The organism is Myroides odoratimimus (genome assembly GCF_038039805.1).
Classification (GTDB): domain Bacteria; phylum Bacteroidota; class Bacteroidia; order Flavobacteriales; family Flavobacteriaceae; genus Flavobacterium; species Flavobacterium odoratimimum_B.
This window is the reverse complement of the sequence record NZ_JBBPHK010000010.1, coordinates 77,104-89,283: the sequence shown is the minus strand read 5'-3', so window position 1 is coordinate 89,283 and position 12,180 is coordinate 77,104. Positions and strand designations below refer to the sequence as shown.

Below are 12,180 nucleotides of genomic sequence, written 5' to 3'. Positions count from 1 at the left end.
GTGCCTTACCTTTAGTATAAGGCACTTCTTGTATTATAACATATGAAACCAATCTATTATATCATTCCTCTATTCAACTTTTTAATAGCTGCTTTGTTGGGGCTTTTGTTGAGAAGTATTTTCGTTTATCCGATAGAAGGAGTGACGTTTTTATATGTTTTACATACGCACTCTCATATTGCTTTATTAGGTTGGTTGTATTTACTGGTTTACGTATTGTTTGTGCAACAGTTTGGATTAAAAAACGATAAGGAAAATACATTTTACACGCGACTATTTTGGGTAACCCAATTGGCTGTGCTTGGAATGGGGGTGACTTTTCCCTTTATGGGATATGCCACTGCTTCTATTAGCTTTTCTACATTGCACATTATCTGTTCTTATGTATTTGTCGTGCATCTGTGGAAGAACAACACTGTCTCAAGAACGCAGCAAGGTGTTTTATTAAAAACGTCCTTGTTCTTTATGGCATTTTCTACTTTAGGTGTTTGGTGTTTGGGACCAGCAGTTGGCATGATGGGTAAAGCAAGTGCCTTTTATCAAATTTGCATACAGTTCTTTTTGCACTTCCAGTTTGACGGTTGGTTCTTAACTGCCTTTTTGACGTTGTTGTTTGCTATTGTATTTAAGGGATACTCTTTATCTAAGTTTAAACCTTTTTATTACACTTGGATAGTATCTGTAATACTCACTTATGCTCTACCCGTGAGTTGGTATGTAGAATTACCTATACTTCATTACTTAAATGCAGTAGGCGTTTTATTGCAATTTTATTCTGTGGGGTATTTATTAAATCCCGTTTATAAGATGTTTAAGCAACGAGATAATAACGAAGCTAACTTTGTGTGGCTTTTATTAATATTAGCAGGAATATGCTTTACAATGCGTATAGGAACACAGTTGTTAGTAATATCAGAATCTATAGCCAACGAATTGCAAGCATTGCGCAGTTGGATTGTGGGGTTTATCCATTTGAATATGTTAGGAGTCTTGAGTGGGTTTGGCTTATGGTTGATGATACAACAGAAAAAAATGTATGTTAATATTTTTACTAAAATAGGGATACTCAGCTTACTATTTGGGTTTGTCCTTACTGAATTTCTATTGTTTGTTCAGGGCTTACAAGGTTTTATGCATATTGTTTGGATAGAGAATACTCCTTTATCCTTGTTTTGGGCTTCAGTACTTTTGCCTATTAGTGTCTTGAGCTTTCTTATATCATATTTAAAAAAATAGCATGTTATGAATGAATTACACCTTTTATTAATACTTCACTTATTAGGCGCGACTATTTGGGTAGGAGGGCATATTTTATTAAGTGTTGTGATACTACCTCAAGTTTGGAAAGAGAAGTCAGTTGCGAAGTTGTTTAACTTTGAGAGTAGATATGAGTGGTTTGGTATGCCTGCGTTATTTGTAATGTTGTTGACAGGTGTACGCATGGCCTATATCTACAATGTAAAGTTGGCAAACTGGTTTACTTTTGAAACACCCATAGAACGTGTAGTATCACTAAAATTAGCTTGCCTGATCACGATTGCTTTATTTGCATTAAGTGCTCAGTTTTATGTATTACCACGCCTAAAGACTGATATTCAAAAGTTGCCTTTAATGACTTTTCACATCTTGTCTGTGACGATCATTAGCATTGTGATGTTGATACTTGGTAGTTTTGTCAGATATGGCGGTATATAACGTTATATTTCCCTCAAGGCTATTTTGAATCTTCTTGTTTTACAGCACTTAAAGCACGGTGTTTTGCTCCCCAATCTTCTAATGCTGGCCAAATAGGCAAAAGGTCTTTAGCTATATTCGTTAAGGAGTACTCTACTCGTGGAGGGACTTCCGCATATACTTGTCTTGTAACTAAGTTGTCAGCTTCTAACTCCTTTAATTGTAGAGAAAGCATGCGGTCAGTAATCCCAACAGTTTTCTCTTTTAGTTCGTTAAAGCGCAGTGTGCCATATTCCTCAAGGTAAAATAAGATCATCATCTTCCATCTTCCACCTATTTTGCAGATTGTATAGATTGCATCACAATTAGTTGTGATGTACTCCCTATTGATATTATTGGTTGAATTTTCTTTTCTTTTTGCCATTACTTACAAAATTGTTAGTTACTCACAAAAATCGCTTGTATAGTTTACTCTAAACTCGCTCTTTACTTTTGCCTTAGTATTTACAGAATACAATGAGATGTATAACTGCTTTTGATTAAGCAAAAGTATGGATTAAATTTTTATGAAGAAATATGCCTACGTAGGAGCCTTAGGACTGCTGAGTATTATTACAACAGAGTTTGGTGTTATTGGAGTACTGCCACAGATAGCTTCACATTATAGAATTTCAATAGATCAAGCAAGTTGGCTTTTAAGTGGATTTGCTTTAGTGATTGCCTTCTTAGGTCCTTTGATGACTGTTTTAACGGTTCGAATGGACAAAAAGAAAGTAATGCTATTAGCCTTAGCTTTATTTGTAATCTCAAGTTTTATCTCAGTGAGTTTACCTCCTTTTTGGTTGTTGTTTACTCTGAGGCTTATCTCTGCTTTACTACAGCCAGTCTATATTGCCAATGCGCTTTCTATAGCGGTTCGCTTTTCACCAAAAGATAAGCACAGTCAGATGATGAGTATTGTATTTAGCGGTATTACTATTGCGTCTTTTACTACTATTCCCTTGGCTACATACTTGACAAATGGCTATGGGTTAGAAGCCATTTTTTTAATTCAGGGAATTGTGAGTAGTATTGCCTTTATGGCTATTTATATCTTTTTACCTTGTGTTCCAGGTGACACAAAAGTGTTTAACACTAAAGAACTAGTAGTTTTTAGAGATCTCTCTTTTATAAGAAGTGCATTAGTTAATTTATTTATTTTAGCGATGTGGTTTAGCGTTTACAGCTATTTTGCAGACTATTTGAGTAAAGAGAAGAATATGTCTGGTCTGATGGTTGGGAATATGGTGCTTTTATTTGGATTGATAGGTGTTGTAGCCATGTACATAGGAGGGAAGGTATTGTCTAAAGGTGCGGTTTACAGCAATGTGTTTTACATTATGGGAGCAGCTCTAATAGCTTTACTTCTTTATATTTCGGGAAGTGAATCTATCTTGACGGTTTTAATTGTATCCATGTGGAGCCTATTTTATACACCTGTATACTTGAATGCAACTGCATTCTTACAGAAGACAACCAAGCTGCCTTTTGAATTAGGCAGTAGTCTTTCTACTTCTTTTGGCAACTTGGGAATTGCTGTTGGAACTTTTGTTGGAGGAAAGGTAATAGCTTATTATGGCTTACAATTTTTGCCCTTAGCGATGTTGATTTTTGCCTTGCTAAGCTTGGTGTTGATTTATTTTGTTGTCAAGTTTAACAAGGTGAATTAAAACAAAAATACTGCTCAACTTCAGTACAGAAGCAGAGCAGTATATTATCAAACTAATAACTAACTTTCTTATTTAATTAAAGCGAGTTGTCGCTCTATTTCTTTTACAGTAGGGGCGTAGTCTATACCAAGTCCCTCTTGTTGATAATCTAATTCTCCTTTGGTATTAAATACACTAATGATATTAGAGTGAGAGAAGTCTATTGGAGAGATCTTTTTATAATTCACAGCTAGAGTAGCAGCAAACTCTCTTGTGTCTTCTTCAGTAGAGTGCAAGAATACCCATTGAGGACCATCCATTTGATTCTCTTTAGCAAATGCTTTTAGACGTTCAGGGGTATCTACTTGTGGATCAATGCTGACTAACACATATTTTACCTTATCTGCGTTTTTACCTTTTACTCTTTCCTCGATATTACGCATATCAGCTACTAATCGAGGACATGCAGCTTTACAAGAGGTATAAATCATCACCATGACTAGTACATTACCCTGTAAGTCTTTTAGCTCAATGTCTTTGCCGTCTTGTGTAGTCCAGGTAGAAGGTAGATTGTAAATAGACAAATCAGAAATCTCTTGTGACTCTGTAGTTTGTTCTGTAGCTTGAGATTGCTCTTCTGTAGCTTTAGTCTCTTTACAACTAGTTAGTAGTAAAGTAGAGCAGCTTAGTAATGCTATCAATGTCTTTTTCATAATGATGTTCTTTTTTAAGGGTTTTGTGCACATCTAAAACCTAAGTTTTTTGTTGTAAAGTTAGCTCTAAGACTACCTTTAAAACCGTATCTCATAAAGGCAGCATAGTCCATCAGGTCAGAAGCATTAATAGAAGCACTTCCACAGAATAAGTTCTCATCGTTGCCCTTGTCTTTGCGACTTTCTCCAGACAAGAAGATTGAATTATAGTCTGCTACCCACTCCCATATTAAGCCATGCATATCGTAAACACCCCAGTAATTTTTAAAGGTGCTCCCTACAGGATTGACATAAGTCTTAGGAGTCTCGTACCAAGCGAGGATATACTTATTGTATTCTTCTTTTTGGCGAGCATCCATATTCTTTGCGTCTGCCATAGCTACATACTCCCATTCATCCATAGTAGGCAATCTTTTGCCTTGTAACTCACAGTATTTTTTAGCTGTAAACCAAGATACATTGGTCACAGGAGCATTAGGTTTTAAATCGCCATAGTCTAAATCGCTTTTCCAATGAGATAAGTAACTTTTATTAGCGAATAACGCTTTGATTTGTGAGCGTTGGTAATTTGGGTTTTTCTTTAAGAACTCTACATACTGTTCATTGGTCACAGCGTATTGATCCATTTTGAAAGAAGCTACTTTTACATAGCCTTCTTCTGTACTACCATAAAGTGGAACAAAAGTTCCACTTTTGATAGTGACCATCGGTGTCGCTTTCTGAGCATATATTCCTGTTAAGGATACTATGCTCAGAAGACACACAATGAAGTTTGATTTATCAAGAAAAAACATTTTATCTATTTTTTTGAACCATTTGAGGGCTCACTACAGTTTTATTATTTCCCCAACTATTGTACACATAAGTCAATACGTCGGCAATCTCTTGGTCACTTAAGTTCTGACTCGTCATGATAGAGTTATATTTTACTTTATTAACTGTAATCTCTCCTTGTAGTCCGTTTATAACTGTTTTTATCGCTCTATTCACATCTGCATTTAAGTAATCAGATTTTGCTAGAGGAGGGAATATCTTCTCTATACCTTGCCCTTCAGATTGGTGACAAGCAAAACATGTTCTAGTAAATACGCTCTTACCATCTGCTATTTGTTGCGCTAGAGTTTTGTTTTCTATTACTTCTTTTTTAGCAGGTTCTTTAGGCATATTTTGTATAGTACCTCCTTCAGGTAGGTATATTCCTTCTTTTATCTTACCTGCAAATACTTTCTGGTTTTCGTCTCCTTCTACTTTTAGCATTCCTAGTGCTCCTTTATTAAAGGCTCTGAAGATAGAGTGGTCTACTAATACAAATGTACCAGGTGTATTTACTTTAAATTCTACTATTGCAGCACCTCCTGCTGGTATAAGTGTAGTCTGTACGTTTTCGTTGATTAGATCAGCACCTTCTACATGTACTCTATCGAAAATCTCTCCGATTACGTGGAAAGAACTCACTAAGTTTGGTCCACCATTACCTACGTATAACCTTACTGTTTCTCCTACTTTAGCAGTGATTGCATTTTCATTGACTAATCCGTTTACATGCCCATTGAATACTACATAATCAGGTTGTTCTTTTAATGCTTTATTCATGTCGAATGGTTGTAATCCTTTCTCTCCATAGTTTCCTTTCGTATAGAAGTCCCCTTGCATCACATAGTATTCTTTGTCTACAGGAGGTAGTCCACCTTCAGGCTCTACTAAGATCAGACCATACATTCCATTAGCGATATGCATCCCTACAGGAGCAGTAGCACAGTGGTATACATATAGACCTGGGTGTAGTGTTTTAAAAGAGAACGTTACCTCATGTCCAGGCGCTACTAGTGATGATGCAGCTCCACCTCCAGGACCTGTCACAGCGTGAAGGTCAATATTGTGAGGAAGTTTATTGTCAGGGTGATTTTTAAGTGTGAACTCTACTTCATCACCTACACGGGTACGGATAAAGCTACCTGGTACAGTACCACCGAAGGTCCAATACATATATTTTACCCCATCTACCATTTCGCCTTCTTGTTCTAAGATCTCTAGATTCACAATTAGTTTCGTTGCATCCCTTTTGCCTACAGGTTTAGGTACTAGGGGAGGTGCAGTTAGTTCAGCTTCAGCTTCTCCTTTGACTACTATTTGTTCAGCCATCTCTGGAGTCATCTTTGTAGGAGTTTTGTCTTTCTGTTGACAGCCTCCGATTGTTAGTAAACCTAGAGATAATAGCAGTACTCCAAGTTTGCTTTTTAGTGTTTGTACCTTTGTATTCATAACTGTGTTCTTTTGTTCATTTTTGTATACCAAAGATAAAAGACCTTATTGTCTTTTATTGTGATAAATATCAGTTTTTAAAAATTGAATGAACTTTTTTTACTCGTTATGAAATAATTATAGGATTCTAATTATTTTAGCTAAATAACTGGTTGTTATATGGGTGTGTTGCTAATCTTGTGTGTAAAACAAAGGGAGATAAATAAAAATAATATGAATTCTTTTGAGGCGACATCACAATATGTGAATATAAGAAGTCATATTTAATACCAAATTATAGGGTTTTATAGTTTGTGAAGACTAGATAGAGAAGTTTTGATCTATTTGTTTCAGAATGATTTCTGCTAATAGTTTTTTAGCACGCATGATCTTGACCTTTACATTGTTTAAAGGCTCATTTAAGGCTTCGGCAATTTCGTTATAAGACATTTCTTGGAAGAAACGCATATCTATTACCTCTTGGTAGTGCGGTTTAAGTAAGTTGATATAACTTTTAAAGATCACTAGATTTTGTTCTTGTATCAGTTCATCCTCTTTGTTCATCGTATCATCTATGATATCGTGATACTGTTGATTCTCCTCGTCATTGATATCTAAGAAAGACATATTTTTGCGCTTTCTGATCATATCGATATGCACATTCTTAGCAATGCTAATCAGCCAAGTATTAAAGGCGTAAGTAGGGTCATACTTACTAATATTGGTAAACGCCTTCGAAAAAGTTTCAATAGTAATATCTTCAGCATCCACTTCATTAGCTGTTCTTTTTAGCATAAAGTTATATACTTCAGACCAATAATGGTTTAGCAAGAAGGTAAATGCTATCTGATCTCCCTTTTGAGCTGCTAGGATATTTTCTTGAACTAAGTTTTTCAAATTTTTTTACGTGTAATAAAATGTAGTATTGAGTAATACGTAGTGATAAAAATATGAATAATTTCTAAGAATGGCAGTGTCCACAACAAATCTTTATCATCAAATACTTTAAATAACTTGTAGTTATAAATGTATATAATCAAATAACGGAATACAAATAGACCTAGTACAATCTCCCAGTTAAATAGAAAGCTGATCAGTGTAGTAAATAATCCGAAGAACAGAAGGTGACATAGACTAAAGAATCTAAGCTTAAACTGATTGAAGATAGATGAAGTCCTAAGGAGTAAGTCATACTTCTTTATATTATCTGTCCATGTAGCTGTCTTGCTCTCCACTTGTAAGCATACGAAGCTGTCGCGGTCATGTGCAGTCGTTGTATTACTGCTTGTCCCTATTTGATTGATGAAGGCATATTCATCACCATAAGGAGTCTTCATATGATCGATAAAGCCGTTTACCTTAAAGAACAACTCTTTATTATATCCTTGGTTATAAGCATTTCCATGGATAGGTCTACCATAAGATACCCATGAGAATAGGTTTATCGTCTTATACGTATTTTGGAAACGGATCAATTGATTGATAAAAGACCTTTTCTTTTTTTCGATTTTAGTATGTCCCAGTATCACTTTCTTAGTAGAAGAGAATCCTTTGCTTATGGCTAGTAACCATTTATCAGATATAGGAGTAACTGCAGGTTCTGTAAAGATGAAGCGCTCATACTTAGCTACCTTCATACCTAGAGTCAAGGCATACTTCTTATTGCCCCAGAAAGCCTCTATATTTTCTACATTAACTAATCTAGTATTAGGATAAGTCAAACAGAATTTCTCTAATATTTCTAAGCTTTCGTCATCAGATGCACTATAGACTAGTATGACTTCATATTCGGGATAATCTTGTTGTATAAGAACAGAAAGGAAGTTCTCTAACTTCTCTTGTTGATCTTTTACATAAGCAATGACAGAAATAGGTTCTAGATCAGCGTATCGTTTAGTCGGTAGACTACTAGACATAGCTAGTGGTCCATAGATGATAATATACTGTAATATTTCTATAACTATAACAGCAATGAAAATGTAAAATAAAAGTGTTAGCATAGTGAATATCTATTCCCGTAAGGTCTGCAAATGTACGATTAATCTGTTAAAAGAATATAGATGCCTGTTTAAAAATAGTTTATATATTTTGAATATACTACTTTTTAGGTTATCATTATATTGTGTTTTTTTAGATAGATATATTTATCCAAAAGAAATTCTACATCAATTCACTTAAAAGTAGTATATATCTTTAAACATACAGGTATTTTAAACAAGCTAAATATATTTTTTAAAAGATATTGACTTCTGCATGAATAGAAATACCAAATAGATTAAAAACTTCTCGTTGAACAGTTTCTGCTAATTTCTTGATTTGCTCACCTTCTGCTTTTCCATAATTGACTAGCACTAGAGCTTGTTTCTCATGTACACCAGCATCACCTAGTCTGTATCCCTTAAAGCCACTAGTCTCTATCAGCCACCCTGCAGGTATTTTTACCTCTTGTTCATTGATGATATAGTGAGGCATGCTAGGATATACTCTATATAGTCTCTCAAAGGTGTCTCTGTCTACGATAGGATTTTTAAAGAAGCTACCACTATTACCGATTTCTTTAGGATCAGGCAACTTACTCTGTCTGATAGAGATCACAGCATTACTAATATTTCTGATAGTAGGAGAGGTAATATTATCAGCTTCTAATTGACTTTTTATAGCGCCGTATTCCACCTTTAGATTGTGATTTTGTTTAGTTAATTTATATGTTGCAGATAGAATGATGTATTGATTCTTTAGTGCATTTTTAAACACACTTTCTCTATAGTCAAACTCACATTCAGCATTCTTGAAATCTCTTATTTCTAATGTCTCCATGTTAAGAGCCTTGCAGCTGTATAGCACATCTTTAATCTCTACTCCATAAGCGCCAATGTTCTGGATAGGTGTAGTGCCTACATTACCTGGTATAAGAGATAAGTTCTCTATGCCTCCATAGTTGTGCTCGATACACCATAAGACGAACTCATGCCAATTCTCTCCAGCTTCAGCCTCTACATATACATGGTCGTCATCTTCATTGATGATATTGATTCCTTTTAGATCTAGCTTGATGACGATCTTATTGATGTCTTGTGTTAGTAGCATATTACTACCTCCTCCTAAGATGAACAGTTTGTCACTTTTATTAGCTTTGACTATTTCTTTTAGATCATTTATCTGTTTTATTTCAATAAAATATTTAGCCTTTACATCTAATCCAAACGTATTATATGGTTTTAGCGATACATTCTCGTGAATATTCATTGTCTTAGGGGTATTATTAGTTTATTCTTCGTTTTGTTGAATTTTAAAAATCTCGTAACCTTGGTTTACGCTATTTAGTAAGCTTTCTGTACGATCAGCGTGTGTGTCCGAAATAAAGAGCTGACCAAAGGTATCTAAATTAACTAACTCTAAAATCTTGCGGACTCTATTCTCGTCTAATTTGTCAAATATATCGTCAAATAAGAGGATAGGAGCCACGCCTCGTTGTGTTTTTAAAAACTCAAATTGAGCCAATTTTAGTGCGATTAAGAATGACTTTTGCTGTCCTTGTGAACCAAATTTTTTAATAGGGTGTCCTGTCAGTTCGAACGCCAAGTCATCTTTATGTATCCCGACAGAAGTGTACTGTAGCATACGATCTTTGGCTAGATTCTCTGCGAATAGATCTAACATAGATTTCTCATCTAGCTGCGTCTCATATTTTAGAGATACATCATCTTTATTCTCCGTGATCAAGCTGTGATAGTGAGAGAATATAGGAGTGAATTCTTTGATGAAATCTCTTCTTTTTTCGTGAATAGGGTGTGCCAATTCTGCGATCTGCTCGTTATAGACTGCCAACGTCTCTCCGTCGAAATAGTGATTTTGAGCGAAGCTCTTAAGAAGGGCATTACGCTGGCTGATTAGCTTCTGGTATTGTATAAGTAGCTGTAGATAGTTGCTGTCCATCTGAGAGATCACACTATCGATAAACTTACGTCTAGTCTCACTTCCTTCTGTAATTAAGTCGCTGTCAGAAGGGGAGATAATCACTAGGGGAATAAAACCAAAGTGATCAGAGAATCGTTCGTAATTTTTATTGTTTCTCTTCAGGATTTTTTTCTGTCCTTTTTTTAGGCTACATACGATGTGTTCTTCTTTTTCGTCTCTAATGAATGTACCATCGATTACAAAAAAATCTTCGTTGTGTTTGATATTTTGCACAGCTATAGGGTTGAAGTAACTCTTCCCATAAGCCATATAATATATAGCGTCTAAGATATTAGTTTTACCAACTCCATTTAACCCAATAAAACAGTTTATTTTCTGGTCAAAAGAGAAAGTATTATCGCTAATATTCTTGAAATTTAATATGTTTAATTTTTTTAAATACACGTGGTTACTAGTTATTTTAACGTTTTAGAGAGTGCTTTATCAAATTTTGGTGCAAATTATCAAAAATATAGATAGAAAGCACTTTTATATTACAATAAAAATCCTATTTTTGCGACTCATTAAACTTTGTATAAATGGCAACTTATAATAAAAGAGGTTATAAAGCCCCTAAACCTGAACAAGAAAAAGAAGATAATGAGTTTGAACAATATAACAATATTGATTCATCTAACAGTAAGACAGCTGAGGTATTTAACTCTTTAGATCAAGGAGCAAATAGAATGGAAAGCTGGGTAGTGCGCAACCAAAAAGTAATCTTTGGTATCGTAGGTGCTGTTGCTTTGGCTACTTTGGGGTATGTTGGTTATGACAAATTTGTTGTTGAGCCAAAAAATGATGACGCTGCGAACGAAATGTTTCAGGCACAGAGTTATTATAACGATGCTTTAATGAATGGTACTGCTAAAGACTCTTTATTTAACTTAGCACTTAATGGTGGAGAAGGTAAACTAGGATTCTTAGGAATTATAGAAAATTACGGTGGTACACAGTCTGCAGATTTAGCAAACTACTACGCAGGTACAGCATATTTACATAAAGGTGATTTCCCTAAAGCAATCGAGCATTTAGAGAAATTCAAAGGAAATGATGCAGTATTAGCACCATTAGCTTTAGGAGCTATTGGAGATGCTTTCTCTGAATTAGGGCAACCAGAACAAGCTTTAGAATATTATCAAAAAGCGGCTGCTAAACAGAAGAACGATTTTACTACACCGAGATATTTAAATAAAGCAGGTTTAGTTGCTTTAGAATTAGGTAAAAAAGATGAAGCGCTTAAGAACTTCAACGAGATTAAAAATAACTACCAAGGGTCTGTAGAATACAGAGGAGTAGATGCCTTGATAGGTTTAGCACAATAAGTATGGCAACAGCAAATAAAAACTTATCTGAGTACGATAAAACTACACTTCCTGACGGGAAGGATTTTAGAGTAGGTATCGTAGTATCAGAGTGGAATGACCAAATCACTAATGGACTGTATTCTGGTGCAGAAGCAGCCTTATTAGACTGTGGTCTATTAGCTGAAAACATAGTTCGCTGGAATGTACCAGGTAGCTTTGAATTAATTTTCGGAGCAAAAAAAATGATAGAAGTAGATGAGACCTTAGATGCAGTTATTGTAGTAGGGTGTGTGATTAAGGGAGAGACGATGCATTTTGACTTCGTATGCGAAGGAGTGACACATGGTATTAAAGACCTTAACTTAATCTCTGATATCCCTGTGATCTTCTGTCTACTGACAGATAACCATATCGAACAATCTATTGCTCGTAGTGGTGGAGAACACGGAAACAAAGGTACAGAAGCAGCTATTGCAGCTTTAAAAATGATAGATTTAAATAGAAAAGCGTAAGCACAATCTATTTATAGTATATAAGAAAGAGGATTTCTAAAAATAGAAATCCTCTTTTTTTGTTTTATGTTTTTCAAGAAGAGGGAAT

Annotated in this window: 13 protein-coding genes; 5 read left to right on the top strand and 8 right to left on the bottom strand. The window is 35.0% G+C overall.

Annotated elements, in window-relative coordinates; translation table 11 throughout:
- The first annotated feature begins 42 nt into the window (after positions 1–42).
- Positions 43–1,236: a hypothetical protein gene (locus AABL85_RS09400; RefSeq protein ID WP_341309903.1), complete on the top strand. Its 1,194-nt coding sequence runs from the start codon at positions 43–45 to the stop codon at positions 1,234–1,236.
- Between the two features lie 6 nt (positions 1,237–1,242).
- Positions 1,243–1,695, top strand: a complete 453-nt coding sequence (locus AABL85_RS09395; RefSeq protein WP_341309902.1) for a CopD family protein — start codon at positions 1,243–1,245, stop codon at positions 1,693–1,695.
- Between the two features lie 19 nt (positions 1,696–1,714).
- Here the strand turns inward: AABL85_RS09395 and AABL85_RS09390 are convergent, their stop codons facing one another.
- On the bottom strand, positions 1,715–2,098 hold the full coding sequence (locus tag AABL85_RS09390; protein WP_341309901.1) for a helix-turn-helix domain-containing protein: 384 nt from the start codon (positions 2,096–2,098) through the stop codon (positions 1,715–1,717).
- A gap of 142 nt (positions 2,099–2,240) precedes the next feature.
- Between AABL85_RS09390 and AABL85_RS09385 the strand changes: the two genes are divergently transcribed.
- Complete coding sequence (locus tag AABL85_RS09385; RefSeq protein ID WP_341309900.1) at positions 2,241–3,383, top strand: MFS transporter; 1,143 nt, start codon at positions 2,241–2,243, stop codon at positions 3,381–3,383.
- A 68-nt stretch (positions 3,384–3,451) separates the two neighbouring features.
- Here the strand turns inward: AABL85_RS09385 and AABL85_RS09380 are convergent, their stop codons facing one another.
- The 7 genes from AABL85_RS09380 to recF all read right to left on the bottom strand — a co-directional run bounded on the left by AABL85_RS09380 (position 3,452) and on the right by recF (position 10,678).
- Positions 3,452–4,075, bottom strand: a complete 624-nt coding sequence (locus AABL85_RS09380) for an SCO family protein (protein WP_341309899.1) — start codon at positions 4,073–4,075, stop codon at positions 3,452–3,454.
- Positions 4,076–4,089: 14 nt separating this feature from the next.
- Positions 4,090–4,869: a formylglycine-generating enzyme family protein gene (locus AABL85_RS09375; RefSeq protein WP_341309898.1), complete on the bottom strand. Its 780-nt coding sequence runs from the start codon at positions 4,867–4,869 to the stop codon at positions 4,090–4,092.
- 1 nt (position 4,870) lies between these two features.
- On the bottom strand, positions 4,871–6,370 hold the full coding sequence (gene nirK, locus AABL85_RS09370) for a copper-containing nitrite reductase (protein ID WP_341309897.1): 1,500 nt from the start codon (positions 6,368–6,370) through the stop codon (positions 4,871–4,873).
- Between the two features lie 267 nt (positions 6,371–6,637).
- Entirely contained in the window at positions 6,638–7,213 is a 576-nt protein-coding gene (locus AABL85_RS09365; protein ID WP_006262003.1) for an RNA polymerase sigma factor, read from the bottom strand.
- Positions 7,210–8,316 carry a glycosyltransferase gene (locus AABL85_RS09360; RefSeq protein ID WP_341309896.1) on the bottom strand — a complete coding sequence of 369 codons (1,107 nt, stop codon included), beginning with the start codon at positions 8,314–8,316 and terminating at the stop codon, positions 7,210–7,212. The genes AABL85_RS09365 and AABL85_RS09360 overlap by 4 nt, the downstream gene beginning before the upstream one ends.
- A gap of 232 nt (positions 8,317–8,548) precedes the next feature.
- Positions 8,549–9,562 (bottom strand): UDP-N-acetylmuramate dehydrogenase, encoded by a 1,014-nt coding sequence (murB, locus tag AABL85_RS09355; RefSeq protein ID WP_341309895.1) that lies wholly within the window; start codon positions 9,560–9,562, stop codon positions 8,549–8,551.
- Between the two features lie 21 nt (positions 9,563–9,583).
- Positions 9,584–10,678: a DNA replication/repair protein RecF gene (gene recF, locus AABL85_RS09350; protein ID WP_286415663.1), complete on the bottom strand. Its 1,095-nt coding sequence runs from the start codon at positions 10,676–10,678 to the stop codon at positions 9,584–9,586.
- A 134-nt stretch (positions 10,679–10,812) separates the two neighbouring features.
- Here recF and AABL85_RS09345 point away from each other — a divergent pair, with 134 nt between their 5' ends.
- Entirely contained in the window at positions 10,813–11,598 is a 786-nt protein-coding gene (locus AABL85_RS09345; RefSeq protein WP_286415662.1) for a YfgM family protein, read from the top strand.
- A 2-nt stretch (positions 11,599–11,600) separates the two neighbouring features.
- A complete protein-coding gene (ribH, locus tag AABL85_RS09340) occupies positions 11,601–12,092 on the top strand; it encodes a 6,7-dimethyl-8-ribityllumazine synthase (RefSeq protein ID WP_006260284.1) in 492 nt (163 codons plus the stop codon).
- Positions 12,093–12,180: the final 88 nt, after the last annotated feature.

Coding starts and splice junctions, on each gene's coding strand:
- AABL85_RS09400 (WP_341309903.1), top strand. CDS start 43: ATGAAACCAATCTATTATATCATTCCTCTATTCAACTTTTTAATAGCT.
- AABL85_RS09395 (WP_341309902.1), top strand. CDS start 1,243: ATGAATGAATTACACCTTTTATTAATACTTCACTTATTAGGCGCGACT.
- AABL85_RS09390 (WP_341309901.1), bottom strand. CDS start 2,098: ATGGCAAAAAGAAAAGAAAATTCAACCAATAATATCAATAGGGAGTAC.
- AABL85_RS09385 (WP_341309900.1), top strand. CDS start 2,241: ATGAAGAAATATGCCTACGTAGGAGCCTTAGGACTGCTGAGTATTATT.
- AABL85_RS09380 (WP_341309899.1), bottom strand. CDS start 4,075: ATGAAAAAGACATTGATAGCATTACTAAGCTGCTCTACTTTACTACTA.
- AABL85_RS09375 (WP_341309898.1), bottom strand. CDS start 4,869: ATGTTTTTTCTTGATAAATCAAACTTCATTGTGTGTCTTCTGAGCATA.
- AABL85_RS09360 (WP_341309896.1), bottom strand. CDS start 8,316: ATGCTAACACTTTTATTTTACATTTTCATTGCTGTTATAGTTATAGAA.
- murB (WP_341309895.1), bottom strand. CDS start 9,562: ATGAATATTCACGAGAATGTATCGCTAAAACCATATAATACGTTTGGA.
- AABL85_RS09345 (WP_286415662.1), top strand. CDS start 10,813: ATGGCAACTTATAATAAAAGAGGTTATAAAGCCCCTAAACCTGAACAA.
- ribH (WP_006260284.1), top strand. CDS start 11,601: ATGGCAACAGCAAATAAAAACTTATCTGAGTACGATAAAACTACACTT.